Annotated in this window: 21 protein-coding genes; 14 read left to right on the top strand and 7 right to left on the bottom strand. The window is 37.7% G+C overall.

What is annotated here, in order from left to right:
• Nucleotides 1-125 precede the first annotated feature (125 nt).
• Nucleotides 126-686 (top strand): RNA polymerase sigma factor, encoded by a 561-nt coding sequence (locus AC5YGI_RS03560; RefSeq protein ID WP_110010746.1) that lies wholly within the window; start codon nt 126-128, stop codon nt 684-686.
• Between the two features lie 89 nt (nt 687-775).
• On the opposite strand, the gene AC5YGI_RS03555 is transcribed toward AC5YGI_RS03560, so the two are convergent.
• Nucleotides 776-1,408: a hypothetical protein gene (locus tag AC5YGI_RS03555; protein WP_330745540.1), complete on the bottom strand. Its 633-nt coding sequence runs from the start codon at nt 1,406-1,408 to the stop codon at nt 776-778.
• A 116-nt stretch (nt 1,409-1,524) separates the two neighbouring features.
• Here AC5YGI_RS03555 and lipA point away from each other — a divergent pair, with 116 nt between their 5' ends.
• Complete coding sequence (gene lipA, locus AC5YGI_RS03550) at nt 1,525-2,391, top strand: lipoyl synthase (RefSeq protein ID WP_330745541.1); 867 nt, start codon at nt 1,525-1,527, stop codon at nt 2,389-2,391.
• A gap of 246 nt (nt 2,392-2,637) precedes the next feature.
• Here lipA and AC5YGI_RS03545 read toward each other — a convergent pair whose 3' ends face one another.
• On the bottom strand, nt 2,638-3,531 hold the full coding sequence (locus AC5YGI_RS03545; protein WP_202839727.1) for an AraC family transcriptional regulator: 894 nt from the start codon (nt 3,529-3,531) through the stop codon (nt 2,638-2,640).
• Between the two features lie 183 nt (nt 3,532-3,714).
• On the opposite strand from AC5YGI_RS03545, the gene AC5YGI_RS03540 reads away from it, so the two are divergent.
• On the top strand, nt 3,715-4,914 hold the full coding sequence (locus AC5YGI_RS03540) for an MFS transporter (RefSeq protein WP_330745542.1): 1,200 nt from the start codon (nt 3,715-3,717) through the stop codon (nt 4,912-4,914).
• A gap of 71 nt (nt 4,915-4,985) precedes the next feature.
• Here AC5YGI_RS03540 and AC5YGI_RS03535 read toward each other — a convergent pair whose 3' ends face one another.
• Nucleotides 4,986-5,366, bottom strand: a complete 381-nt coding sequence (locus tag AC5YGI_RS03535) for a SpoIIAA family protein (RefSeq protein ID WP_110010742.1) — start codon at nt 5,364-5,366, stop codon at nt 4,986-4,988.
• A 114-nt stretch (nt 5,367-5,480) separates the two neighbouring features.
• On the opposite strand from AC5YGI_RS03535, the gene AC5YGI_RS03530 reads away from it, so the two are divergent.
• Nucleotides 5,481-6,686 (top strand): NAD(P)/FAD-dependent oxidoreductase, encoded by a 1,206-nt coding sequence (locus AC5YGI_RS03530; protein WP_330745543.1) that lies wholly within the window; start codon nt 5,481-5,483, stop codon nt 6,684-6,686.
• A gap of 141 nt (nt 6,687-6,827) precedes the next feature.
• On the opposite strand, the gene AC5YGI_RS03525 is transcribed toward AC5YGI_RS03530, so the two are convergent.
• Complete coding sequence (locus tag AC5YGI_RS03525) at nt 6,828-8,018, bottom strand: vWA domain-containing protein (RefSeq protein ID WP_496167532.1); 1,191 nt, start codon at nt 8,016-8,018, stop codon at nt 6,828-6,830.
• A 344-nt stretch (nt 8,019-8,362) separates the two neighbouring features.
• Nucleotides 8,363-9,037 carry an SIMPL domain-containing protein gene (locus AC5YGI_RS03520; protein WP_496167530.1) on the bottom strand — a complete coding sequence of 225 codons (675 nt, stop codon included), beginning with the start codon at nt 9,035-9,037 and terminating at the stop codon, nt 8,363-8,365.
• Nucleotides 9,038-9,175: 138 nt separating this feature from the next.
• Between AC5YGI_RS03520 and AC5YGI_RS03515 the strand changes: the two genes are divergently transcribed.
• From AC5YGI_RS03515 to AC5YGI_RS03505, 3 genes are all read left to right on the top strand, one after another.
• Nucleotides 9,176-10,969: a tetratricopeptide repeat-containing sensor histidine kinase gene (locus AC5YGI_RS03515; protein ID WP_496167529.1), complete on the top strand. Its 1,794-nt coding sequence runs from the start codon at nt 9,176-9,178 to the stop codon at nt 10,967-10,969.
• A gap of 102 nt (nt 10,970-11,071) precedes the next feature.
• Complete coding sequence (locus tag AC5YGI_RS03510; RefSeq protein WP_047432960.1) at nt 11,072-11,806, top strand: LytR/AlgR family response regulator transcription factor; 735 nt, start codon at nt 11,072-11,074, stop codon at nt 11,804-11,806.
• A gap of 73 nt (nt 11,807-11,879) precedes the next feature.
• Nucleotides 11,880-12,422 carry a lipocalin family protein gene (locus tag AC5YGI_RS03505; protein WP_330745547.1) on the top strand — a complete coding sequence of 181 codons (543 nt, stop codon included), beginning with the start codon at nt 11,880-11,882 and terminating at the stop codon, nt 12,420-12,422.
• 79 nt (nt 12,423-12,501) lie between these two features.
• On the opposite strand, the gene AC5YGI_RS03500 is transcribed toward AC5YGI_RS03505, so the two are convergent.
• Nucleotides 12,502-12,975 (bottom strand): DUF7832 domain-containing protein, encoded by a 474-nt coding sequence (locus tag AC5YGI_RS03500; RefSeq protein WP_110010729.1) that lies wholly within the window; start codon nt 12,973-12,975, stop codon nt 12,502-12,504.
• Between the two features lie 114 nt (nt 12,976-13,089).
• On the opposite strand from AC5YGI_RS03500, the gene AC5YGI_RS03495 reads away from it, so the two are divergent.
• From AC5YGI_RS03495 to AC5YGI_RS03480, 4 genes are all read left to right on the top strand, one after another.
• The gene (locus AC5YGI_RS03495) at nt 13,090-14,340 is read left to right on the top strand and encodes a CinA family nicotinamide mononucleotide deamidase-related protein (RefSeq protein ID WP_496167528.1); all 1,251 of its coding nucleotides are present in this window, start codon (nt 13,090-13,092) and stop codon (nt 14,338-14,340) included.
• 87 nt (nt 14,341-14,427) lie between these two features.
• The gene (locus tag AC5YGI_RS03490) at nt 14,428-17,826 is read left to right on the top strand and encodes a trifunctional glycoside hydrolase family 18/polysaccharide deacetylase/glycosyltransferase family 2 protein (RefSeq protein ID WP_496167527.1); all 3,399 of its coding nucleotides are present in this window, start codon (nt 14,428-14,430) and stop codon (nt 17,824-17,826) included.
• Nucleotides 17,827-18,005: 179 nt separating this feature from the next.
• The gene (locus AC5YGI_RS03485; RefSeq protein WP_496167526.1) at nt 18,006-20,063 is read left to right on the top strand and encodes a M13 family metallopeptidase; all 2,058 of its coding nucleotides are present in this window, start codon (nt 18,006-18,008) and stop codon (nt 20,061-20,063) included.
• 363 nt (nt 20,064-20,426) lie between these two features.
• Nucleotides 20,427-22,523: a M13 family metallopeptidase gene (locus AC5YGI_RS03480; protein ID WP_496167525.1), complete on the top strand. Its 2,097-nt coding sequence runs from the start codon at nt 20,427-20,429 to the stop codon at nt 22,521-22,523.
• Between the two features lie 58 nt (nt 22,524-22,581).
• On the opposite strand, the gene AC5YGI_RS03475 is transcribed toward AC5YGI_RS03480, so the two are convergent.
• Entirely contained in the window at nt 22,582-23,628 is a 1,047-nt protein-coding gene (locus AC5YGI_RS03475) for a hypothetical protein (protein ID WP_227944041.1), read from the bottom strand.
• Nucleotides 23,629-23,980: 352 nt separating this feature from the next.
• On the opposite strand from AC5YGI_RS03475, the gene AC5YGI_RS03470 reads away from it, so the two are divergent.
• From AC5YGI_RS03470 to AC5YGI_RS03460, 3 genes are all read left to right on the top strand, one after another.
• A complete protein-coding gene (locus AC5YGI_RS03470; RefSeq protein WP_041461881.1) occupies nt 23,981-24,427 on the top strand; it encodes a type VI secretion system contractile sheath small subunit in 447 nt (148 codons plus the stop codon).
• Between the two features lie 20 nt (nt 24,428-24,447).
• On the top strand, nt 24,448-25,809 hold the full coding sequence (locus AC5YGI_RS03465; protein WP_062676366.1) for a DUF5458 family protein: 1,362 nt from the start codon (nt 24,448-24,450) through the stop codon (nt 25,807-25,809).
• 78 nt (nt 25,810-25,887) lie between these two features.
• Nucleotides 25,888-26,346 carry a hypothetical protein gene (locus AC5YGI_RS03460; RefSeq protein WP_496167524.1) on the top strand — a complete coding sequence of 153 codons (459 nt, stop codon included), beginning with the start codon at nt 25,888-25,890 and terminating at the stop codon, nt 26,344-26,346.
• The last annotated feature ends 150 nt before the right edge of the window (nt 26,347-26,496 follow it).

Here is a 26,496-nt window from a genome sequence, read left to right as displayed (position 1 = left end):
ATTTTTAACTTTAAAATTTTAAGATGCAAAGATAATAAATTCCGAAGTATTAAGGGAAAGCCTTTTTACCATTTTAGCTTTCCTATACTTTGTTTTTCAGCCCAAATAATCTATATTTGTTATTAATGAACGACGAACAGCTATTCCTGCTCATCCAGAAGGCCAAGGATAAAGACCAGAAGGCCCAGACTAAACTCATCAATGTTTTTTGGGTGGATGTTTTCTCCTTTGTTATGAAGAAAGTGAGAGATGAAAATGATGCCGATGAAATTACTGTCAATGTTTTTTCAAAAGTACTGTCAAAACTGGATATGTTCGATCCTCATTTTCAGTTTAAAACCTGGGTACTGACCATTGCCCAGAATACCGTTATTGATTTCTGGAGAAAGAAAAACCGCGACAACGAAGACGCTGTTGAAAATCTTGATGAGGTCAAAAACCAATACGCAAAATCACCGGAAGAACTGCTTATTTCCGAAGAAGAACAGAAGAAAATCATCAAAACCATAGAATCCCTGGATGCCAATTATCAGGACATTATCAGATTGAGATTTTTTGAAGAAAAAAGCATCAAAGAAATTGCTGATGAATTGGGAATTTCAGTCGCCAATACCAAAGTAAGAGTCATGCGGGCCAAAAAAGTCCTGGCAGAACTGTTGAAGAATAATGAATTTGATGATCATTAAATTCAATAATATTATTCAATAGAAACGGACTTGTCATTCTGAACGAAATGAAATGGAGTGAAGAATCTCTTACATCCCACGACTTTTATTTAGAAATAAACCTCTTCTTTTGTTTTTGGAAGAATTATTTTCTGCTGCTTTTCCTGATTCCTGTTTTGCAAATTAATTTTCAGCCCTTTTTTAATATAAGTTTCCTTTAAGGATTTACCATATTCAGCTGTATTTTCTACTTCTTTGGAATAGTTCAGCTGTCCTGTTGAAAGGTTAAAATCTATATCTTTCCAGTAATCGCCCGGTCTTCCGGAAGTAGAGGAGGTTCCTATCAGTTCAAAATGTCCGTTCTGAAATCTGTATTTGTCTGTAACATCCCATTTCCAGCTGCTTCCGCCGTTTTGAGAAATAATCAGAATTCCTTTTTCTATTTTCGTTTCTCCATAAGGATCACCCATCATCCCTCCGCCATTGCTTTCCATAACAGCGTTTCTGGATTTTTCAAGGATTGTCCATGCTCCGCCAACCTTTTTCAGAATCTGAATTTCACGGATGTTTCCCATATCAGTCGTATCCTTTGTATTGTAAATAATTACTTTCTCAGGAATTTTATCACCATCAAGATCTCCGTCTACAGTTTCAATAACCGTGGAACCTGCAGGCTGAAATTGTTTTTGGGCAAGAGAAAACGTTCCGTATATTGCGAATAAAAGGAAGAATATTTTTTTCATAAGAATATTTTGAGGATATAAATATACAAATGATATTTTGAATGATCAGTTTCATCAATATATCCGGTTGATGGTTTCCATTAAAAAATCCTTAACTTTGAACTTCAATTTTAGAAATGGAAAATTCAGTTCAAGACACTACCGTTCAAAAACCAAAATGGATCCGCGTAAAACTTCCTACCGGAAAGAATTACAGAGAGCTGAGAACTTTGGTTGATAAATATAAATTAAACACCATTTGCCAAAGCGGAAGCTGCCCGAACATGGGAGAATGTTGGGGTGAAGGTACAGCTACTTTCATGATTTTAGGAAATATCTGTACGAGAAGCTGTGGATTCTGTGGCGTAAAAACAGGAAAACCCCTTGATGTAAACTGGGATGAGCCTGAAAAAGTAGCAAGATCTATCAAGTTAATGAAGATCAAACATGCCGTGCTTACTTCCGTAGACCGCGATGATCTGAAAGATATGGGATCTATTCTTTGGGGAGAAACAGTGAATGCCGTAAGAAGAATTTCCCCGGGAACCACAATGGAAACATTGATTCCTGATTTTCAGGGTATCACAAAACACCTTGACAGATTAGTAGAAGTTGCTCCTGAAGTAATCTCTCATAACATGGAAACCGTAAAACGTCTGACCAGAGAAGTAAGAATTCAGGCAAAATATGAAAGAAGTCTTGATGTATTAAGATATCTGAAAGAAGCCGGACAAAGAAGAACCAAAACAGGAGTAATGCTTGGATTGGGAGAAACTAAAGAAGAGGTCTTCCAGACCATCGAAGATATCAGAAATGCCAATGTAGATGTCATCACCCTTGGACAATATCTGCAGCCGACTAAAAAGCATCTTCCGGTAAAGAAATTTATCACACCTGAAGAATTTGATGAGTTTGGGGATTTTGCAAGAAGCTTAGGTTTCAGACACGTTGAAAGTTCTCCTCTTGTAAGAAGTTCTTACCACGCAGAAAAACATATTCACTAAAATACAGACCGTTCAGCAATGAGCGGTTTTTTGTTTTTTTAGGTAGCAGATTATAGGTGATAGGCTGCAGGTATCAGATGTTAAGCATTAGCTAAGGAATGTGGCAATCTTTACAATAACGGTCGCCATCATTCCCATCCTTTGGAGGGGTGTTAAAAATTCAAAGAATTTTTGACGGGGTGGTTCATAAAACACTCACAAAAGCATCCACAGCAGTGGACTTTAGTCCGCAACCACAAAAGTCACTTAACAAGTCGTATCCTTCTTAATCACTCCAATCTTCCCATTAATTTCAATCGGTCTGAAATGTTTCTTCTTAAACTCAGAAGGCGTTTCTCCCGTATGCTGCTTAAACAGTTTATTAAAATAAGAAAGACTTTCAAAGCCTACCTGAAAACAGACTTCCGTTACAGACTGATCTTTCAGCAGGAATATTTTAGCCTGATTGATCCTGTAATTGTTAACAAAATCAGTAAAAGTCATGTTCGTCTGCTTTTTAAAATACCGGCAGAAAGCAGGAGTACTCAAGCTGACAACCTGGGCCACTTCGTTTACGTTGGGTTTTCTGTCATAATTTTCGTGGATATAATCGTAGATGGTTCCCATTCTGATTTTATCATTCAAAAACCATTTGATCCGGGTATCTTCCTTATTCAGTTCTTTCACTTCGGCGGAATGGGCCAGGATTTGCAGAATTTCAATCAGCCCAACCAGGGATTCAAAAGAGTTTTTATCTTTAATAGCCTGTAGTTTTTCAACAACTGTAATTTTGGTTTCTCCGGAAAATGAAAGTCCGAGATAGGACCGTTCCAAAAGGTTCTTAATATTTTCAAATTCCGGAACAGGAAGAATAATGTCCTGAAGGAAGCTTTCCCGCATCTGTAATACAAGCTGCCTGCATTCCGTCTGAATACCATAGTCAAAATTAAGGTGAGGAACGTTGGAACCAATCAGTAAAAGATCACTGTCTGTAAAGCCGGAAATGTTTTTACCAACGTGGCGGATTCCGTTCACAGCTTCTACATATACCAGCTCAATTTCCGGATGATAATGCCAGAAAAAACAGTTTTTCAGAGAAGGAGAAAATAGCTTGAAGGATTTCCCTTTTTCAAACTCAATAATTTCTTTCTGGATCTTCATTTTGTTCTTATTTGATTGTTTCTGAATTTAAAATTAATTAAAAAGGTTAATATGGAGCAAATTTTTATCATTCAAGTAGGAGTGAAATTCAAACTTTCTTGCGATTTTTGCACTTTCAAAATAAAGATACTCAGGTGATCCTTTAACTTGAACGAAATTAATTCAGAAAAAGATTTAGAGACAATGAAGATTGATAAAAGAATAATACCACTGGCAATTGGTGGTTTAGGGATAGGAACAACGGAATTTACCGTTATGGGACTGCTGCCGGATATTGCCAAAACATTACAGATTACGATTCCGCAAGCCGGACATTTGATTTCAGCATATGCCATGGGCGTGGTTATCGGAGCTCCAATCCTGATTGGATATTCTGTAAAATTCCCTCCGAAAAAAGTCCTGATGGCTTTTATGATCCTTTTTACATTATTTAATGCCCTTTCTGCTATTGCTCCGGGATACAACAGTATGCTGGTTATCCGTTTTATGTCGGGGCTTCCGCATGGAGCCTTTTTCGGTGTAGGAACAGTAGTGGCTTCAAGAATGGCAGGAAAAGGAAAAGAAGCATTTTATATATCGATGATGTTTACGGGGCTTACGGTTGCCAATCTCGCAATGGTGCCGCTGGTAACCTATATCGGACATACTTTCCATTGGAGACTGTACTTTGCGATTGTAGCAATGATTGGTCTTTTTGCCATTTTATTTTTAAAAATGTGGCTTCCCAATCTGGAATCCAACCAGAATACCCATTTCATGGAAGAACTGAAATTCCTTAAAAATAAACAGTCGTGGCTGGTATTGGCTATTACAGCCATTGGATTTGGAGGATTGTTCACATGGCTGAGCTATATTACTCCTTTAATGACTGTTGTTGCCGGGATCAAAAGCAGCCAGATGGCTTATGTAATGGTACTTGCCGGAGCCGGAATGGTAGTTGGAAATCTTGTGGGAGGAGTTGTTTCAGATAAATTAGGTCCTGAAAAAACCTGTGTACTCCTGATCTTCCTGATGATGATTTCTCTTGGGGGTGTTTTCTTCCTTGCAGAATATAAAAATATTGCTTTGGTACTGACGTTTATGTGTGGCGCGCTATCCATGTCTATTGCATCACCTATCAATATTATGATGATGAAAGCAGCCCCGAAAAGTGAAATGATGGCCGCAGCTTTTATGCAGGCCGGTTTCAATATTGCCAATGCAATGGGAGCTTTCCTTGGAGGAATTCCTTTGGAATATGGGTACTCATTCAACTATCCATCGTTGGTGGGAGTAGGGATGACCTTTATCGGACTGGTTATAAGTGTAAGATATATGTATCTGTATGGTTCAAAAACTGAGAAAGAAGAAATGGCTGCAAAATGCGTATCATGTGATAAATAAAAAAGGAGTCACCGTTAAAAATAACATCGCCTGTTTCAGTAAGAAACAGGCGATTTTTTATCAAATAAATGTTATGCCTCTACCTCATCTCCGTTTTTACACCAGTAGAGGGCATTGTATAAATTTTCTTTGGGGAAAGATTTGAACTCTCCCGGCATCAGAACACTGAAAACACTGGTGAAATTCCGTATCCCTTCTTTATCCGTAACAATGGCTGAGCGGTTCCAGTTGGTAAGATTTTTCAGTCCCAACAATAAATCTTCAAGCCATGCACCCATGGTAAAATTATCCAGATCGGTATCCAAATACAATAAATAATTCAGCTCACCGAACTGCTCTACCTTCTCTTTTACACGCGGAATTACCAGTTTTTCAAAATCCTCTTTCGTTACTTCACCCGTCGCATTGAATGCCGCAACATTCTCCGGGGCTTCTGGAATAATTGTTATCATAATAAATATTTTATGGTGGTTCAGTTTAAAAGAATAACAATAATTACACCATAATTTAGTGGAAAATTGTTAAAAAAGGTATAAATGTTGTTAGTTTCAGTGTAAAATATTAATATGAATCTCAAATCAAATGAACCTTTCTGGCTTATAAAAAACGGATTATTAGCATCTTATCCATCGTTAAAATCAAATGAAGAATGTGATGTTCTCGTCATAGGAGGTGGGATTACGGGAAGCCTGATTGCTCATCAGATGATAAAAGACGGGTACAAAACCATCCTGATTGATAAACGCGAACTTTGCAATGGAAGTACTTCCGCCACCACTTCAATGTTACAGTACGAAATAGATGTTCCTCTGTATGAGCTGATAGATCAGATAGGGAAAAAAGGAGCGGTCTTAAGCTATAAAGCGTGTAGTGATGCTATTGATACTCTGGAAAAAATCACAAAAACCATCAGATCCAAAGCAGGTTTCAAACGCAAAAAATCATTGTATTATGTCTCGAAAAAGAAAGATCTGGAATGGCTGACAAAAGAATACGAGGCGAGAAAGGCTGCCGGATTTGAAGTAAAGTGGCTGTCTTCAGATCGTGTTCTGAAACAGTTCGGCTTTGAAAATACGTATGGCGGAATCTTATCAAAACAAGGTGCAAGCATTGATGCTTTTCAATTCGCTCATGAGCTTTTCATGTATAATGTAAAGAAAGGATTGAAGGTATTTGATAAAACTGAAATGGTAAAAGTGGAGGAGCATAAAGGATTTAATCTTGTTACCACAGACAGCGGATATCAGATCAAAGCAAAAAAAATGATCTACTGTATAGGGTATGAAAGTAAAAACCTGATCAAAGAAAACTTTGTCAACCTGAAAAGTACCTACGCGGCCGTTTCTGAAATTGATAAAGACAAATTCAAAAACATCAGCAGGACATTAGTATGGAATACCGATACTCCTTATCTCTATATGCGGACTACCGATGACGGAAGGCTTTTGATAGGAGGCGAAGATGAGGATTTTTATAATGCAGAAAAGCGTGATGCTATTTTAGATCAAAAAGAACAAAAGATCATCAAAACATTAAAGAAAATAAAACCTGATTACCATTTCTATACAGACTTTGTATGGGCAGGAACTTTTGGTGAAACAAAAGACGGTTTACCCTATATCAGCGAGCATAAAAAATTTAAAAATTCTTATTTTGTGTTGGGCTTCGGAGGAAACGGAATTACTTTTTCGGTAGCAGGAATGGAAATGGCCTCTCTGTTTATGAAAGGCAAAAAGCATCCTTTGTCAAGGTATTTTAAATTTGGGCGGTAAATTTTCAAGCTTTGTCTTACATGACAAATACTCCAATTGTTGTGCTCAATTCCCTTCCTGTGGAGGGGTGGCAAAAATTCAAAGAATTTTTGACGGGGTGGTTTAAAAAAGCAGGCAGTTACAAAAAGACTGCCTGTTCAACTACAAACTATACCTATTCTTTTTCGCAAGTTCAACAATAGAACTCTCAATGGCTTTTCCCAAATCGTCAGAATCATCATTTCCTCTTTTTTTCATTTCGGAATCAATATAAGTCTTGCGTTTTTTGGAAAGTTCTTCTATTTCCTTTTGAATTGTATCACGTGCTGCTGATTTGGCAGCAATCGTTTTTTGAATTTCTTCCTTACTTTTTCCTTTTAATTCAGCAGGAAGTTCGCTTTCTTTTACAGAGGCAATAAATCCGGCATCTTTTTCAGCTTTATCTACCAGATCCCAGTGATCATTTTTGTAAGCGTTCTTTTTGGATTTGGCAACTGTTCTTTCCACCAGGTTGGATGCCGATTGTGCTTCTGCATTTTTATCCTGTGTGATCTGTTTAAGCCTGTATTCTGAGCCATGATTTCCGTAGTAGATATAAGTATCATTTAACCTGGCATTGCATTCGGAAATTCTTTTGTCGTAAGGGGTTTCAATATACATCACTTTTCTGTCGCTGTCGATATTGAAATATTTTCCTCCTCCCAGGGATGCTCCGTTTTGCCAGAAGGTCTGGATTCCCTCTTCGCGGCTTCCACAGAAAATGGTGTTGGTGTAAATATTTTTAGCTTTTGCTTTTGAAACAACCTCTTTATAATTTATTTTTCCCTGATCAAATGCTTCGTTACCGGCAATATAAATCAGTTTCATACTTTTTTCATTCCCATCCCAATTGAGGTTGGCAGAGGCATCACGGATCACTGCACCGCAATATTCACTGCCTCCATTGGTTCTTAAGGCAAATAACTTTTCAGAAACAAGATCCAGATCCTGAGTGAGAGGCGTTACCTGGCGGATGTAATTTTCATCACGGATTCCGTCGTTGCCATATTCATAAAGGGCAATTTCGATTTCGGGAGCCTTTCCGTTGTACTTAAGAGTAGTCAGCGTATTCACAATATTCCACAGCCTGGATTTTGCCTGATCAATCAATCCGTCCATACTATTGGAAGTATCCAGGAGAAGAGCAACCTGAATTTTATTGTCTTTTACCGTTGAGGTTACCGGAATTAATGTTGTTTTTTGTACCGGTAAATGGTTGTCAGTATTACTATTTGCAGAGCGGTTTTCCTGAATGTTTCCGGAGCTTAACAAAGCTGTACCGGCTGCAAGTGCTAAGATTTTTAACGTTGTCATATTGTTGTTTTTTTATTGGTTATTTGTTGTAATCGGAAATCTTTAAATCCTTATTATTTTAAATTCCTGAAGTAAAATTATCTTTATTTAAGGCTGGAAATCGGGAAACTTGGTGAACGGAAGGTTTCACTTGGTGGATAATAAAAACGGAAGGATCTGATTATATGTTATAGTAATAATCTAATGTGTCATTTCAATACTGTCCGGCTGAGCGGAGTCGAAGCCTTTACCATTCGAAAAACTTTAGTAGATCGACAGGTATTTTTCTTCAGTCAAAAACGCAATGACCCAATAGTATAAAACAAAAAAACTGCCCAAAAGGCAGCTTTCTTAAATCTGTTATTTTAAAGGATTTCGTATTTTGTTTTAATGCTGTATTTCAGCTTGATGTTTTCAATATTATCAAAAGAAAAATCTACCGGAGCATCAGCCATTTCCAACTGGATATTGCTTGCTCTTCCTTTGTAGGCTACCGGCATAATCATATCGCTGGTGTAATCTTCTATCTCTACAATTTCAAGGGCATTTCCTGTCTTTTTACCCATACTTTCCAGTAAGTAGTCTGCTTTCTCTTTGGCTGCTTTCAAAGCGTTGATCTTCACTGCTTTTCTGAAATCTGCAATTTTGGTATTCTTTACCTCCGCGATATTCAGGCTGCTTACCCACTTTTGATTCAGGTCTTCAAAGATTTTGCTGAGGTTTGATTTTGTACCGGCTTTAAAGTGATAGTTTTTAGAAAACTTAGCGGTTTTAGAGTAAATATTCTGATACATGGATTTGAATTTGATATCCTCGTTCTTTACCCCTGCATTTTTCAAAATATCAAATAATTTCTTTTCATTATCTGCCAGATCGTTTTTATTATCAGCTTTTATCCCGATACTGAAGATAATTTCATCCGGTTCGACTTCCATTTCTGCCACTCCTGTTACTTCAATTGCATTTTTCTTGACTTCCTGAGCGTTTACAAAACTTCCAAGAGTCAAAATTCCGATTAATAAAAAATGTTTCAATTTCATAATTTCCTGTTTTTAAATTTTTAATTCTGATGTAAAATTACACAGATCAGTAACCGAAATCCGGGAGACTTGGTGAAATGGAACTTTCACTTGGTGAATAGTTTTTGAGCAGACTATATATATGTATATCTTTGTTTTATGAAAATGCTTAAACTCTTTACTCTATTTTTACTGGTGCTTTCGGGAAATACAATATTTTCCCAAACCACTACTAACAGCAGTGCTGCTGTGGAAGAAGTGCAGGTAGAAACAAAGAAGCTGAAAAGAGCAATGGACACCAAAAATGAACCTGCCCAGGCAGATTCTTATTATAATATCGGTGAAACATTTTTCAATAGCGGAAACTTTCCCAAAAGTGAAGAGTATTATACAAAAGCGAAAAAGCTGTATGAAAAACTTAATGATAAGCCCAATATCGAGAAAGCAACCCGAAGATTAGCCCAGTCACAGGAGAAACAGAATAAAATAACTCCTGCCATCAGTAATTACAGCATGGCAGCACAGGTAAGTTACAGCGAAAAAAGTAAAGCTGTGAATTCTAATGATGCGGCAAGACTTTCTTCTCCTACCCCCGAACTGAAAGCAGAAGCGATTCAGAATAATATCAATCTGACTAAAAAAGAAAATGAGCAAGGCGATCTTGCAGAAAGCTACAGCCAGCTGGCAGATGTTAACCTGAAACAAAAAGATGTTTCCAGTGCTGAAGAAAATCTGAATACAGCCTATAAAATTTCTAAAAAAGAAGCTCCTCAGCAAGCGCTTGCCATCAATCAGAAACTAGCAGATCTTTATGTGGAAAACAAAAACTTCGAAAAAGCTATTGAAGCCAAGAAGAAAGTTTTGAAAGAAGACTTTGTAAAAGAAAACTCGCAGGAAAAAGTCAATCAGATTCAGGAACTGGCAGATATCTATATTAAAAAAAATGATCCGGAGGAAGCCGTAGATCTTTTAAAAAATGCCTATGGAATTGCACTGGACAAAGGTCATACACTGGAAGCACAGAAAAGTGTAAAAAAGCTGGACAGCCTTTATGCGATCTCAGGAAATATTGATGCCTCTGTTCAGTTATACAGAGACTTTTTGGGAAAACTGCCGAATCTTGTTTCCAAAGACAGAAGCCTGGTTGATAATAAAATTCTGGAAGATACGGAACAGCGGATTTCACAGCTGGAAAAAGAAAAAGAGTTGAAAGATGAACTGATCAGAAAGAAAAATGTATTTAATTACAGTCTGATCGGAGCGTTGATTGTACTCACCGGACTCATTATTTTCATTTTCAGAATGCTGAAAAAAGTTCAGATTAAAAATAAGAAAATAGCTCTTCAGTCGCTGCGAAGAGAGATGAATCCTCATTTTATTTTTAACAGTTTAAATAGTGTCAACCATTTTATAGCCACCAATAATGAGCTTGAAGCGAATCAGTATCTTACAAAATTTTCGAAGCTGATGCGTGGTGTAATGGAAAATTCTACCGAAGATTTTATTCCTTTTCAGCAGGAGCTTGACCTTTTGCAAAATTATCTGGCGCTTGAAAAGACCCGTTTTGCAGATAAATTCGATTACGAAATTGAAGTAGATGAAAATCTGAATATGCAAAACCTTCAGGTTCCGGGAATGCTGATACAGCCGTTTCTGGAAAATGCTGTCTGGCACGGACTCCGTTACAGAACTGAAAGAGGATTTTTAACATTAAGCTTTGAAAAAAGTGAATCGCATCTTAAAATCCTTATTGAGGACAATGGAATAGGGATTGAAGAAAGTAAAAAGCAGAAAACAGAACATCAGAAAACAAGAGAGGGGCGGGGAATGAAAAATACGCTGGAAAGAATTCAACTCCTGAATGATCTGTACAAAAAAGACATCACCTGCTCTATAAAGGATAAAGAAAATAACAGTGGAGTTTTGGTGACTATCCGGATGAATCTTGCTTAGCAGGATTAAGGCGGACTGTAAGTTTTGGACCGATTGTACGATTGGTTAAATATTACTAATTTGCATCTGAAATCTGTTACCAGCCACCTAAAATCTTTTCAAATGAAAATAAAAGCTGTCATTGTTGACGATGAACTTATAGCAAGAGAAGTTTTACGAAGCTATCTTACCAAATACTGTCCGCAGGTGGAAATTCTGGGTGAAGCTGAAAATATCAAAGAAGCAGTTCCGTTAATTGCTGAAAAGCAGCCTCAACTGGTCTTCCTGGATGTAGAAATGCCTTTCGGAAATGCCTTTGATGTACTGGAAGCTACCAAAGATTTCTCTTACGAAACTATTTTTATTACCGCATTTTCACAATATTCATTACAGGCTCTAAATAAATCAGCAAGCTATTATATTTTAAAACCTATCGATATTCAGGAACTGATTCTGGCAGTAAATAAAGTAGCGGAAAGTCTTGAGAAAAAAGAGGAACTCAACCGGAATAAGATCCTTCTTGAGAATCTGAAATTAAAACCTGAAAAACAGCAGCTGATTTTGCCAACTTTACAGGGATTTGACGTTGTAAAAACGGAAGATATTGTAAGACTCCAGGCGGATGGAAATTTTACTCAGGTATATCTTACCGATGGTTCAAAGAAGATGGTGTGCCGTTTTCTGAAGCATTTTGATGATCTTCTGGAAAACCCGTTTGTGAGGGTTCACCGTTCACACATCATCAATACAGGTTTTGTAAAATCCTATCATAAAAGCGGAACCGTGATGCTGTCAGATGATACGGAAATAGAGGTTTCAGGAAGCTTTAAAGATAATTTTCTGAAAGTATTTTCATAGAATTTATGGGTCCTTAACAGACCAAAGGCATTATTTTTGACGTTCTATCATAACCACATAAAATATTCCTGTCATGAAAACCATTCATAAAATTATACTTCCCGTTTCATTGGGAGCACTGGGGCTTATCATTTTCAATTCCTGTTCTGTAAGAATTCCCAGGGGAGCATCTGCGGTAAAGAATTTTAATCTTAAAAAATATCTGGGCAAGTGGTATGAGGTCGCCCGTTTCGATTACAGGTTCGAGAAAAACATGGACAATGTTACAGCAGAGTATACAGAAAATCCGGATGGTACTGTTCAGGTAAGAAATAAAGGCTATGATTACACAAAAAAAGTATGGAATGAATCTATCGGGGAAGCAAAATTTGTAAAAGATCCTGCAGAAGCCCGTTTGAAAGTTTCATTTTTTAAGCCGATCTGGGCCGGTTACAACGTCATAGATATTGATGAAGACTATCAATATGCTCTTGTAGCAGGAAGCAGTTTAAAATATCTGTGGATCCTTTCCCGTACCACCAGCATTCCGGAAAGCATCCGTCAGCGTTTCCTCCAGAAAGCAAAAAAAATAGGCTATAACACCGATGAACTGATCTGGGTAAGGCATAATCAATAAAGAATAATCCAAATCGCAAAATAGCGGAAGGGCAAAAATGCAGATAAGTATATTATGTACAGTTTTGCCCTTTTATCTATTAGCTGTTAATATATTCTTTCCATTCTTCAAAACGGTGATCTATCACCTGTTTCATCAGATCATAATTTTCATAGGTATCTTCGATGTGATAAAAAGTTTCGTATTCGTAGTCATTTTCTTCTGCTTTAGCATCAAAAATATTCACATAATCATCAGCGAATGAGCTGTATCTGTTTCCAAAATCGGTATCATCAGCATAATAATCTTTTGCAAAAAGATTTCCCAATTCATTCAGGTCATATTCTGAGAATTTTCCGTCGCAGGAATCCATAATGAATTCAGCACCGGTTATTTCTCTTCGCTTTACTTTTTCTATTTCCTCTTCACCATCTTCCTTCAGTTCATCAGAGATCAGATCGTTATGGATACACCAGTTCAGGAACATTCCTGTATGGGTAGCCCCGTTTTTCTGAGGAAGGCCTTCCGGAAAATCACCGCCATAATGCCATGAAGCATCATCATATTTAGACATAATTTGTATTGTAGTTTTAGATAATTTCTTCAAAAATAGAAAAAATCAATTTATATTGCCGCTGCCACAGAATTTTCCGTCATTTGCATAGAATTTTTTTCAACAAAAAAATATATGGAAAAAGCTGTTCTGATTACTATCGGTGATGAAATCCTTTCCGGAAATACGGTAGATACCAATTCTAATTTTATTGCGACTGAACTTAAAAATATAGGAATAAAAGTCATTCAGATTCTTACGATCTCAGACGAAATTGAAACCATTAAAAATGCATTGAACACCGCCTTTGAAACCGGTGATTTAGTCATTACAACAGGAGGTCTCGGGCCAACCCGTGATGATAAAACCAAAAAGGCCCTGGCTGAATATTTTGATGATGAAATTGCTTTGGATGAGGTGACATTCAATCATTTGAAAGGCTATATGGAACGACGTGGAAGAGCAGATATTCTCGAAAGAAACCGCGAACAGGCATTTGTCCCTACCAAATCCATCGTTTTTCAGAACCATTACGGAACGGCACCATGTATGATGATGGAACAGGACGGAAAATTGTGCTACAGCCTTCCGGGTGTTCCCTATGAGGTGAAACCGCTTATTAAAGATCAGATTATTCCTTATTTACAGCAAAGATTCAGTCTTCATTATATCCATACCCAGATTGTTTCTGTGGTGGGAATTCCTGAAAGTATACTGGCTGATAAAATTGAAGACTGGGAACTGGCACTTCCGGGAAATATTGCACTGTCTTATCTTCCGGTGGGAACCCGTGTAAAGCTTCGTCTGACTGCTTCCGGCGATAACGAAGAGCAGTTGAAACAAATAACAGAAGAAGAAATTCAGAAATTGCTTCCTTTGGTAGAAGGTCATGTCATTGCAGTATCTGAGGATAAAATTGAAAATATTCTGGCAGAAATGCTTACCGAAAGAAACATGACGATCTCCACAGCAGAGAGTTGTACCGGAGGTGAACTGGCAAAAATGATTACTTCAGTTTCCGGCAGCTCGAAATATTTCCTGGGTGGAGTGGTTGCCTATGCCACAGAGAAAAAGATTAAAATTTTAAATGTTTCCAAAGATACTGTAGAACAGTTTACGGTTGTAAGTGAGCAGGTGGCCCAGGAAATGGCAAAAGGTTGTCAGGAATTGTTCGAGACTCATATTTCCCTTTCTACAACCGGTGTTGCGGGTCCGGGGAAAGGAGAAGACGGTAAGGATGTTGGAACAGTTTACTATACGATCAGAATCAATGATCAGGAAGTAACCTCAAAATTATACATGCCGCATCTGGAAAGGGTAGATTTTATGAATTTTGTCTCCCAAAAAGTGATTCAGGATGTGGTAAGCCTGCTTGTAAACAGCTAGATAGGGAATTATTTTTTAATTTTTTTTTAATTAATTTTTATACAGTTTTTCACGCTTTTTGACTGCCATTCAATAAATTTCAAAATCGTGGAAAATTCCAAACAGATTTTTCAGACCAGCAGCAAAAAACGCTGGAAAAGTGTGCAATGGGGAAGCCGTGTCTTTATTTTTATAGGAGTACTGCTTCTTCTTGCTTTAGGTCTGATGATGACCCTGGACAAAAGTCCTAAAATTCCTTTTAAAGAAGATTATAAAGCAGTAATTACAGCCAATAAACCTTATCTTCAGGAGAATAAAATTTCTAAAGAATATAAAGGTTTCAGAAGCTTTATTTCTGAAAAAACAATTCACACCAATCTCGACAAAATTGAGAAAGCAAGAGCAGAAAGATATAAAAATCAGAACAGAAACTGGGCTCAGTTTCCGGGAGGGATCCGTTCTGCATTTTATGTAGCCTGGGATCCTCAGTCTCTGATGTCTCTGAAAAGAAATATCAGACACGTGAATCTTGTTTTCCCGGAATGGTTTTTCCTTGATCCTAAAACCGGAGATCTTAAAACCAATGTAGATCCGGAAGGCTATAAAGTGATCAAGAGAACAGGAGTGGCTGCCATGCCGATGCTGAGTAATAACTTCGACAGGGAATTCCGTTCAGAAGGGCTGGCAAAAGTTCTTAATGATCCTCAGAAAAGAAGCCGTCTGATTCAAAAAATCACTCAGCAATGTAAAAAATACCACTTCAAAGGAATTAATATTGACTTTGAAGATATGAACCTTAATTCTGATGAAAATCTGATTGCTTTTATGAAAGAGCTTTCAGAGACTTTCAAAAAAAATCAGTTACTGGTTACCATGGATATCATGACGGACAATGATGACTACAACATTCCAGGACTGAATCCTTATGTAGATTATTTTGTGCTGATGGCTTATGATGAATACTCTGCCGGAAGCGATGCCGGTCCGGTGTCTTCTCAGAAATGGATTGAACAGCAGACAGGAAAAATTGTAAAGCAAACCTCCCCGCAAAAAATAATTCTGGGCCTTGGAGCTTATGGCTATGACTGGAGCTCCAATCCGGATGACAATACTTCTGTTACTTATATGCAGGCAATTACGAAAGCCAGCGCCAGTAAAGCGGTTATAGATTTTAATGACAATACGTTTAATTTAAATTATTCTTACACGGATTCCAAAAATCTTACCCACACTGTATTTTTCAATGATGCGGCTTCTATCTTCAACACAATGCGTTTCTCTTCAGAATATCCTTTGGCAGGAACTGCACTCTGGAGACTGGGAAGTGAAGACAGCAGAGTGTGGAACTTCTATGATAAAGATCTTACGTTTGCAGGATTATCCAAACTGAACTTAAAAACATTGGAAAATGTAAAAGGGCAGACCATGGTGGATTATATCGGTGACGGGGAAGTACTGGATGTTCTGAATACGCCTCATGACGGAAAGATTGCATTGGAAGTGGATCCGAAAGAGAAAATTATCACAGACGAAAACTATGTTACCTATCCAAGTTCTTATGAAGTGAAAAAATATGGCAGTGCTCCTCAGAAAGAACTCGTGCTTACTTTTGATGATGGTCCGGATGAAACCTATACGCCACAGGTTTTGGATGTATTGTCCAGATATCATGTTCCGGCAGCTTTCTTTCTGGTAGGATTAAATGCAGAAAAGAACCTTCCGCTTGTTAAAAGAATTTATAGAGAAGGACATGAAATAGGAAATCACACCTTTACCCATGAAAATGTCGCAAAAGTAAGTCCGGAAAGAGCTTTGCTTGAAATGAAACTTACCCGTTTGCTCATAGAGTGTGTGACGGGACACAGTACAATCCTGTTCAGAGCTCCATACAACGCAGACTCTGAACCTACCACTTCGGAAGAGATTATTCCGGTAGCTTTGGCCAGACAGCAGAATTATCTTGATATTGGAGAAAATATAGATCCTGAAGACTGGCAGCCGGGAATAAAAGCAGATGAAATTGTAAAAAGGGTATTAGCCGGCGTCAAACAGGAGCGAGGGAACATCATTCTTCTTCACGATGCAGGAGGAGATACCAGAGAAGAAACGGTAAAAGCTTTAAAAATTCTGATTCCGACGCTTCAGAAACAGGGTTATCATTTTACGAACCTGACCAATATCTTACACAAAAGCAGAAGCGAACTGATGCCTGAAGTGCCTAAAACGAAGTCATATTACATCATGCAGCTGAACCTTGTTTTGGCTACCATTATCTATGGAGTAAGTTATTTTCTCGTGGCATTATTTACTATTTTCATTGTATTAGGATTGATCAGATTATTGCTGATGGCATACTGGGCTTTTAAAGAAAGAAACAAAGAAAGAAAGCTGGGCGAGTTTCCGGTTCTGAAATCTTATCCGAAAGTTTCCATTATTGTTCCTGCTTATAATGAAGAAGTGAATATTGTGTCTTCCCTGCAGAACTTATTGAAACAGACTTATCCCAACTTTGATATCATTATGGTAGATGACGGCAGTAAAGATTCTACTTATGAAAAAGCAAAAGCGGCATTTCCTGATCATCCGAAGCTGAAAATTTTCACCAAAAGAAACGGTGGAAAAGCAACTGCTTTAAATTTCGGGATATCACAGACCGATGCCGAATATGTAGTATGTATTGATGCCGATACCAAACTGCAGCAGGATGCCGTGAAATATCTTATTGCAAGATTTTTAAATTCTGATCCTGAAGAAAAGATTGCTGCAGTAGCAGGAAATGTAAAAGTCGGAAACAGAGTTAACTGGCTTACCAGATGGCAGGCTATAGAATATACAACGAGTCAGAACTTCGACAGACTGGCGTATGCTCACATTAATGCCATTACTGTAATTCCGGGTGCTATCGGGGCATTTAAAAGAGCAGTGGTTATTGAAACGGGAGGCTATTCATCAGATACGCTGGCAGAAGATTGTGATATAACCGTAAAAATTTTAAAAGCCGGATATACGGTGGCTAACGAGAATAGAGCAATTGCCGTCACGGAAGCTCCGGAAACCGCCAATCAGTTTTTAAAACAGCGTTTCCGATGGACCTACGGAATCATGCAGATGTTCTGGAAGCAAAGACAGACTTTCCTTAACCCCGGATATAAAGGATTGGGACTTTGGGCAATGCCGAATATTTTATTATTCCAATACATCATCCCATTTTTCTCGCCGATGGCAGATGTGATTATGTTCTTTGGAATTCTTTCCGGAAACGGAGACAAAATATTCACCTATTATCTGATCTTCCTTTTGGTGGATGCTTCCCTGGCTTTAGTGGCATTTATCATGCAGCGGGAAAAATTAACCAATCTGCTGTATATCATTCCACAGAGATTCGGGTATAGATGGCTGATGTATATTGTATTATTTAAAAGTTTAAGAAAAGCACTGAAAGGCGAAATGCAGTCCTGGGGAGTTCTGAAAAGAACCGGAAATGTAAAAGAGATAGCAACTTCATGATAAATGATAAAGGCTGGAAGCTGGAAGAATGAGGCTGGAAGTTCCGGATTTTCATAACTTCCAGCTTCCAGCTCCCAACTTCCCACTTAAGATACTTTCATGTTATTTATTTAAATTTGTTTTTATAAAAAGTAACAAATTCAAAATAAATCATACATATTCTATAAATTGTTATCATAATGAAAAAAATAACGCTTTCTTTGTTTTTAATAGCAGGGATCTGTACTCAGACGACTATGAGCGCACAAGCAAAAGCTGCTAAAGTAGCAGTGAATAACACAGATAAAGGCTTAGACCTTAGCCTGATGGACACTTCTGTACGTCCTCAGGATGACTTTTACAACTATGTGAGTGGAACATGGATGAAAACAGCCAAAATTCCATCTGACAAACCAACATGGGGAAGCTTCAACAAGCTGGCGGAGGATACGGATAACAATTCCATGACCATCCTGAATTCTCTTCTGAAAGATAAATTTGCTGACGGAAGTGAAGGGAAAAAGATCCAGGATCTGTATGCTACATACATGAACATGGAGAAAAGAAATGCAGACGGGATTAAACCAATCCAGGAAAACCTGAATAAGATTGATGCTATTAAAAGCATGGCTGATCTTCAGAACTACCTTACTTCTGTAACGAAAGAAGGAGAGAACATTCTTTACGGATGGGGAGTAGATGCAGATCTTAAAGATTCTAAAATGAATGCTGTTTATTTAGGAAATGCCACTTTAGGTTTAGGAAGAGACTACTATCAGAAAGTAAACGAAAAAAATACAGAAGCAATTGCTGAATATCAGAAATATGTAGCTTCAATGCTAAAAGAATTAGGATATAAAAATGCTGATGAGGCTGCAAAAGGTATTGTAAACTTTGAAAAAAGTGTTGCAAATACCTATCTGACAAATGAACAGAGCCGTGACAACACCCTTCAGTACAATCCTAAAACAATGGCTGAACTTTCAGCATTGGTGAAAGGAGTAGACATCCCTGGTTACCTTAAAAAAGTAGGAGTAAATACGGATAAGGTCATTATCAGCGAATTGGGATTCTACAAGAATTTTGATAAATTGATCAATGCTCAGGACCTTCCTGTGATCAAAGATTATCTTAAATTCCATATGATCCACGGAAGTGCTTCTTACTTAAGCGAAAACTTAGGAAATATGAAGTTTGCTTTCTATGGCAAATACCTTAGAGGCCAGCAGGAACAGAGAGCTCTTAACAAGAGAGGATTTGAATTGATCAACGGTACTTTGGGAGAAGCTTTCGGAAAACTATATGTTGAGAAATATTTCCCTGCTGAAGCAAAAGCTCAGATGGTAGAACTGATTGACTATTTAAAGAAGAGTTTCGCTGTTCATATCAATAACTTAGCATGGATGTCTTCAACAACGAAGGAAAAAGCAATGCAGAAGCTGAACAAGTTCACTGTAAAAGTTGCTTATCCGGATAAATGGAAAGACTATTCAAAATTAAATATCGTTTCTGAAGCTAAAGGAGGAAACCTATATCAGAACCTTCAGAACATTACGGAATGGCAATACAACAAAGATTTAGCTAAAATTGGCAAGCCGGTGGATAAAACAGAATGGGGAATGACTCCGCAGACTGTAAATGCATATTATAATCCGGTAAATAACGAGATTGTATTCCCTGCTGCCATCCTTCAGCCGCCATTCTTTAACCCTAAAGCTGATGCTGCTGTAAACTTCGGAGGTATCGGTGCAGTTATCGGTCACGAAATGAGCCATGGATTTGATGATTCAGGTGCACAGTTCGATGCAGATGGTAACCTGGTAGACTGGTGGACTCCGGAAGATAAAGCCAACTTCGAAAAAGCAACAAAAGCCCTTGCTTCTCAGTATGACAAATACGAGCCTGTAAAAGGAACTTTTGTAAACGGTACTTTCACAAACGGTGAAAATATCGCTGACTTGGGAGGTGTAAACATCGCTTATGATGCTCTTCAGATGTATTTAAAAGACAAAGGAAACCCAGGAAAAATCAGCGGATTTACTCAGGATCAGAGATTCTTCTTAAGCTGGGCAACCGTTTGGAGAACATTATCAAGTGAGAAATATATGGTGAATCAGGTGAAAACTGACCCGCATTCTCCGGGATATTTCAGAAGTTTTGGTCCACTTATCAACGTTGACGCTTTCTATAAAGCATTCGATGTGAAAAAAGGAGACAAATTATACAAAGCTCCGGAAGACAGAATCAAAATCTGGTAACAATAACAACCGCTCAGCAATGAGCGGTTTTGTTTTTTTAGGTGGTAGATGATAGGTTGCAGGTAGCAGGTTTTAGGGATTAGGGATTAGGGATTAGGGATTAGGCAAAATAGGTGATAAGTAATAAGTAATAAGTAATAAGTAATAAGTAATCGAAGGGAACAATTTTTACAATAACGGCTTCCATCATTCCCCTCCCACGGAAGGGTGGCAAAAATTCAAAGAATTTTTGACGGGGTGGTTTTATACCTAATAACATCAAACATTAAACATTGAATTTTCACTTTTCACCATATATCAATTACTACATATCATTAAAGTTTGTATATTTGGTAAGTTTGTGTAAAATCAAAAATTATTTTAATGAAAAAGCTAAATATTGGAATACTTGCCCTTTCAGGTATTGTATTTCTTAATTCGTGTGGTACAGCTAAGACTGCAGGGACAGAGAATAAAACTGAAGCTACGGCAAAAGTAGCCGAACCGGTAAAAGAAGAAGCAAAAGAAGAGGGGATTAATTTATCATATATGGATACAAGTGTCCGTCCACAGGATGACTTTTTTAGCTATGTGAACGGAAACTGGGTGAAAACGACTCAGATTCCTGCCGATAAAGCAAACTGGGGATCTTTCAATGCTTTGAGAGAAAATGTAGATGATGCTTCATTAGATATTTTGAACAAAATTCTTACAGAATCATATCCTGCAGGATCAGAAGGACAGAAAATCCAGAATCTGTATGCCTCTTTTATGGATACAAATAAGAGAAATGCAGAAGGTCTGGCACCTATCAAAGCTGATCTTGCCAAAGTAGATGCTATTAAAACCCTTGGAGATCTTCAGAAATACCTTTTGGAAGCTACAAGATTAGGAGATAACTCTTTCTACGGATGGAGAGTAGGTGCTGATATGAAGAATTCCAAGATGAATGCGGTGTATCTTGGTGGTCCGGATCTTGGTTTAGGGAGAGACTATTACCAGAAAGTAAATGATGCCAATACTAAAACACTGACTGAATATCAGACATATGTTGGAAAATTATTCGGAGTTTTAGGATATAAAAATACAACTCAGGCTGCACAGAATGTGGTAGACTTTGAAAAAAAGCTTGCCAATTACTTGCTGACACTTGAGCAGAACAGGGATGCCAACTTAAGATACAATCCTAAAAATGTATCTGAATTATCAGGTCTTGTGAAAAACGTTGATCTTGCCAAATACCTGAAAGATGCAGGCGTAAACACAGACCGAGTGATCATTGGAGAACTGAAATATTACCAGAATATGGATCAGTTCATTACCCAGAAAAACCTTCCTTTACTGAAAGATTATCTGAAATACCATATCATCAACGGAAATGCAAGCAACCTGGATGACAATTTAGAGCAGATCAGATTTGATTTCTATGCGAAATATTTACAGGGGCAAAAAGAACAGCGTCCGATGAACAAGAGAGGGCTTACCCTTGTCAATGGTGTTCTTGGAGAAGCTTTCGGAAAACTGTATGTTGAGAAATACTTCACTCCTGAAGCTAAGAAGCAGATGGAAACATATATTGATTATCTTTTAAAATCATTCAAAACACATATTGCCAATATAGACTGGATGTCTCCGGAAACCAAAGTAAAAGCTCAGGAAAAACTGTCCAAGTTTACCGTAAAAATTGCTTATCCGGATAAATGGAAAGATTATACACAGTTGAAAGTAGAATCTCCAAAAGAAGGAGCTACGCTTTATTCAAACCTTCAGAATGTAGCAGCATGGCAGTATCAGAGAAGTTTAGATAAAGTAGGAAAACCGGTTGACAAAACAGAATGGGGAATGTCTCCACAAACTGTAAATGCTTACTATAGCGGATCAAACAACGAAATTGTATTCCCCGCAGCTATTCTTCAGCCTCCTTTCTACAATCCTAAAGCGGATGCTGCAGTGAACTTCGGAGGAATCGGAGCCGTAATCGGTCACGAAATTTCTCACGGATTTGATGACAGCGGTTCCCGTTTCGATGGAGATGGTAACCTGAATAACTGGTGGACGGATGCAGACCGTAAAAACTTTGATGCAAAAGTAGGCCAGTTAGCCGCTCAGTACAGTGCTTACGAACCTGTAAAAGGAAGCTTCGTGAACGGTAAATTTACAAGCGGTGAGAACATCGGTGACTTAGGTGGAGTAGCAGTGGCTTATGATGCCCTTCAGATGTACTTAAAAGATAAAGGAAACCCTGGAAAGATCAGTGGATTTACTCAGGATCAGAGATTTTTCATGAGCTGGGCAACGGTTTGGAGAACGAAAGCTACCGATCAGTATATGATCAACCAGGTGAAAACCGATCCTCATTCTCCGGGAATGTTCAGAGCATTTGGTCCGTTGGTCAATCAGGACTCATTCATCAAAGCATTTGATATCAAACCGGGAGACAAAATGTATAAAGCTCCTCAGGACAGAATAAAAATCTGGTAATTTTACCTTAAATTGTTAGACAAGAAAGAATCCGCCTCACTTGAGGCGGATTCTCTTTTTAATATTCTTTCTTATAGTTCCGGAGCACAAACTTTATTCCGGTTTCCATAATATCTCCCATGGTTTTACAATACTTGAAATTGACATCGTAGGTGAGTTTTTGTAAGGCTGTCCTTAGTTCTATGACATTGGCTTCCGGCGCAATATTGTCTTTTTTCATAATAGAAATGAGCTCATAAAACCTGTTTTGGCTGCTCGTAACTCTTTTTACGATCTGGGAACGCACTTCCTTGCGGTACTGTTCTATAGAACTTGGCTTCAGTTTTTCCAGAACCATATTCACCATCTGATTGTTTTCCTTGAAATACTGGGGAAGATATACTTTCAGGTTTCCCTCATAAGTCTGCTGATCAAAATCGATGGGGCGGATTCTGTAAATCACCTGGTCGAAATCATGGATGGGAATCACCACATAATTATAAGAACGCATGTCCCCAAGAAGTCCGATAAGGCAGCGTTCATTGAATTTCACGAATTCCTTGGAGATCTGTGCTTTTTCCAGCTCTGTACAGTTGGGCAGATGTTTCTGAATAAAGACATCCCCGGGAATCCCTAAGATATGTTCTTCAATCAGAGTGTTTTTATACACCAGAAAGTTAATCCGGTTGGGAGAAAGCAGATCTTCAAGTTCCAGTCCGAATATCCGGGAAGCATCAGCCTGTTTAATATAAAAATAGGTATAATTATCATTCAGTACATTTCTCACCCGGATCCGGAAAGGTTTTGAATTTCCGAAAGTACAAAAATCGATGGTATCCACTGTCAGATAAGGTAGCGTAGCGGTATCTCCATCAGAATGAAGGAGGGTGTAAATTTTATTTAAATTAGCTTCTATTTCTTTAAACTCATATTCAGAATACAATACTCCAAGCCATAAGGTATCTTTTCCTTCCTTATCCAGAATACTCACACTGTCATTAAATCTCAAAAGATCTTCATACAGAAACTTAATTTTGGTGGTTCTGTTGTATTTTTCCAAATATTGCTGTAATGCTTCTGAAACTGGAAATATCGGTTTTCTGAACGCTATTTTTACATCTTTCATAACACGGTTCACTTTCTTTAAATATAAAGAATATTTTCTTGTAAAGTCTGAGGATTTCTTATTTTAACATTCATTTTACCATTTTGTACAGAGTACGGAGAACGAAAAATTATTTAATTTTTCTTGAAAGACTTTATTTATTTTTTCATAGCTTAGTGATATCGTAATACGGTGATTTTATGTTGAATAAATGCAGGAGAATTTTGATGATCCAAGAAAAATCTTAGTAAAATTTTGTATGTTAGAGTTTTTTTTTAAATTTAAACATTGGATTGGTAATTTATTTGATTCATCGGTAAATTACTCAAGGACAGATCCAAACCAAAATAGTAAATCTCAAAATAACAATAATATGGCAATGTTTAATTATGGTGTTGGCGGAAACGAGGTAAAAGTAGACGCTAATGAAGCTATTCAGGAAATACAGGAAAATAAATCACTGATAGTAAGCCAGCTTACAACAGAAGAGTCTTATACCCCTGAAATCGTAACAGGATTAAAAACAGTGGAAGACGTTTTCAGACATTTCCAGCCTTCAGTATCGGTACAGCACGAAACAGAAGATGGTGGAGTGGTAGAAGAAGAATTCCGTTTTCAAAACCTTGGAGACTTTACCCCTAAAAGCCTTACTCAGAAGTCTGATTATCTGCAGCAATTGAGCATGGAACAGGAGCAGTACAATAAAATAGTACGTCAGCTGAAAACAAACAAAATTCTACGCAATATGCTGGAGAACGATCAGACAAGAGCGGCGTTCATAGAGGTATTGAAAGAAGTGGCACAAGAACTTGAAAAATAATTAAAGACTTACATTAAATCATGGATAGCAAATTACAGGCACAAGAAAGCCAGCAGCAGGGTCAGCAGCAACACGCAGGGCAGCCGAAGGGCAACCCGCTTGCAGAGCTCAATAAAATGGGAGGATTTGGCTTTGTTGAATCCGTTGTAGACGGTATTGCCAATATGAACCCAACAAGAAAGGCAAGAAAAGAAATCTTCCTGAACGACAGCAATAAAGCAGAAGAAAGAAAAGAACTTCTTCAGAAGATCAACCTTTGGGTAAACCTTTTAGAAGGTAGCGAATCTGCTGATAAAATGGCTGATACGTGCAAAAGTAAAGCACAACAGGCCGACGAGAATTTAAAGAAAAACTTAAAAAATACACTGGATGCTGTTCGTATGCTGGAAACCAACTACAGAACAGTAGCCCAATTCTATAAAAATACAGAATTGGATAAAGTGGATAACGTAAGTATCGTCAATGCAAGCCTTGAGCAGGTTTCAGATCTGGATAATCCTCTGTTCATTGATGCTATTTCAGAAGAATTCAAAAATTATTATGACCGTCTTGACCTTAGAGATAACTACTCAATCCTTGCCATACCTGGATATTTAGGATCAAACAAGGTCATCGAGAAGTGGGCAAAAATCTGTAACGAAAACAAAGTGATGATGGTTACAGACTTCGCCAACCTTGATAAGCCGGATGATGTAGTAGACTTATTCCACTCTGCAAACCTTACAGGAGGTGAGCTTCACAGAAGTAACGTTATCATGACGTGTAACTGGCTGGTAGGACGTGGTAAAGCTGAAGAAGTAGGGGAAGAAGAAAACGTAGAACTTCCGCCTTCCACTTCATTAGCCGGAAAAATCCATAAAACACTGATGTCTCAGGTGGCAGCAGGTAAAAAACATGGTAACATCAACGAAGTAGACGCCGTAAAATTCGAACTGAAGAAAAGTGAAATTTCTCAGCTGGAAAAAATGGGTCTTGTACCAATGGTTAACGAGTACGGAAAAATTATGGCTTTCTCAGCGAAGACCTTATTTACAGGAGACAATATCGGTCTTCAGACGTATTCCGTAGTTCGTGTATTCGACTATGTAACCAAAGTATTATTAGACTTCCTTAACAGAAGAGCTTTCGAAAACTGGAATGCTAAAAACGAAGACGATTTGAGAAGACAGATTGTAACGTTCCTTGACAATATCAAAGGACCGGACAAGCTGATCGAGAAATTCAAAATTGTTCGTTTCGAGCAGGATAGAGTAAACAAAGACAGAGTATGGCTGGATATCCGCATGACCCCTTATTTCCCTACAAAAAGTTTCGTTATTAAATTGGACGGACATAAAGGAGATGATGGTAACGAATGGGATGCAGAATATACTCAGGAGTAACATAAACATACTTTACATAACAAAAACCGATGCAATATTACATCGGTTTTTTTTCAACCAACACCTATGAAATTGAATATGAATAAGAAACTTATCATTGGTTTACCAATGTTATCAATGGTTTTTTTGATAAGTTGTGAAAAAAAATACCAAAGTCCAGGCACTTACGAAAATGATCTTTTCGCACAGGAACGCCAGGAAGGAAAAGCATACATCATGAATGAAGATGAATGTTTTGATGGAAGTGAACTCGTACTTGCAAGTTCGGATGTAAAACTTTCAGACAGTTCAAAAGGCCGTGGAAAATCATTTTATCTCTATAAAGTGAAATCCGGAAAAGTATTGAAAACAGTAAGAGATTCTACGGTAGATATGCCCATGCTGTTTTTATCTCAATATAAATTAAAGATCAAAAATACAGATTCTATGTATGTGTATCTGAAGAAGCTTGAAGGGTATCGTTTTATAGCCAAAGACAGAAACCTTAAGTATCAGTGGTTAAAAGCGGCTCCGGTATATTCTGTTGAGAAAAATTAACTTTAAATTCAAGTTTTTTATATCACTATATCATGATTTTTTTTACTTTTGTTTTTGAACAAACACAAAAACAAAATGAAAAAGAATGTAACCCTGTATGAGGATATAATCCCTCATCCTCTCCTACAATTTAATCTGAAAAGTAATACC

The organism is Chryseobacterium sp. CS3K3.1 (assembly GCF_059515165.1).
Note: the sequence above shows the minus strand (reverse complement) of the source record. Positions and strands in the feature narration are given on the sequence as shown.

What these genes read in the sequence shown, in the direction of transcription:
- AC5YGI_RS03525 (WP_496167532.1), bottom strand. Translation starts at nt 8,018, where the DNA reads ATGACAACGTTAAAAATCTTAGCACTTGCAGCCGGTACAGCTTTGTTA.
- AC5YGI_RS03470 (WP_041461881.1), top strand. Translation starts at nt 23,981, where the DNA reads ATGGCAATGTTTAATTATGGTGTTGGCGGAAACGAGGTAAAAGTAGAC.
- AC5YGI_RS03540 (WP_330745542.1), top strand. Translation starts at nt 3,715, where the DNA reads ATGAAGATTGATAAAAGAATAATACCACTGGCAATTGGTGGTTTAGGG.
- AC5YGI_RS03520 (WP_496167530.1), bottom strand. Translation starts at nt 9,037, where the DNA reads ATGAAATTGAAACATTTTTTATTAATCGGAATTTTGACTCTTGGAAGT.
- AC5YGI_RS03515 (WP_496167529.1), top strand. Translation starts at nt 9,176, where the DNA reads ATGAAAATGCTTAAACTCTTTACTCTATTTTTACTGGTGCTTTCGGGA.
- AC5YGI_RS03460 (WP_496167524.1), top strand. Translation starts at nt 25,888, where the DNA reads ATGAATAAGAAACTTATCATTGGTTTACCAATGTTATCAATGGTTTTT.
- AC5YGI_RS03485 (WP_496167526.1), top strand. Translation starts at nt 18,006, where the DNA reads ATGAAAAAAATAACGCTTTCTTTGTTTTTAATAGCAGGGATCTGTACT.
- AC5YGI_RS03465 (WP_062676366.1), top strand. Translation starts at nt 24,448, where the DNA reads ATGGATAGCAAATTACAGGCACAAGAAAGCCAGCAGCAGGGTCAGCAG.
- AC5YGI_RS03495 (WP_496167528.1), top strand. Translation starts at nt 13,090, where the DNA reads ATGGAAAAAGCTGTTCTGATTACTATCGGTGATGAAATCCTTTCCGGA.
- AC5YGI_RS03510 (WP_047432960.1), top strand. Translation starts at nt 11,072, where the DNA reads ATGAAAATAAAAGCTGTCATTGTTGACGATGAACTTATAGCAAGAGAA.
- AC5YGI_RS03480 (WP_496167525.1), top strand. Translation starts at nt 20,427, where the DNA reads ATGAAAAAGCTAAATATTGGAATACTTGCCCTTTCAGGTATTGTATTT.
- AC5YGI_RS03475 (WP_227944041.1), bottom strand. Translation starts at nt 23,628, where the DNA reads ATGAAAGATGTAAAAATAGCGTTCAGAAAACCGATATTTCCAGTTTCA.
- AC5YGI_RS03500 (WP_110010729.1), bottom strand. Translation starts at nt 12,975, where the DNA reads ATGTCTAAATATGATGATGCTTCATGGCATTATGGCGGTGATTTTCCG.
- lipA (WP_330745541.1), top strand. Translation starts at nt 1,525, where the DNA reads ATGGAAAATTCAGTTCAAGACACTACCGTTCAAAAACCAAAATGGATC.
- AC5YGI_RS03530 (WP_330745543.1), top strand. Translation starts at nt 5,481, where the DNA reads ATGAATCTCAAATCAAATGAACCTTTCTGGCTTATAAAAAACGGATTA.
- AC5YGI_RS03555 (WP_330745540.1), bottom strand. Translation starts at nt 1,408, where the DNA reads ATGAAAAAAATATTCTTCCTTTTATTCGCAATATACGGAACGTTTTCT.
- AC5YGI_RS03545 (WP_202839727.1), bottom strand. Translation starts at nt 3,531, where the DNA reads ATGAAGATCCAGAAAGAAATTATTGAGTTTGAAAAAGGGAAATCCTTC.
- AC5YGI_RS03505 (WP_330745547.1), top strand. Translation starts at nt 11,880, where the DNA reads ATGAAAACCATTCATAAAATTATACTTCCCGTTTCATTGGGAGCACTG.
- AC5YGI_RS03560 (WP_110010746.1), top strand. Translation starts at nt 126, where the DNA reads ATGAACGACGAACAGCTATTCCTGCTCATCCAGAAGGCCAAGGATAAA.
- AC5YGI_RS03535 (WP_110010742.1), bottom strand. Translation starts at nt 5,366, where the DNA reads ATGATAACAATTATTCCAGAAGCCCCGGAGAATGTTGCGGCATTCAAT.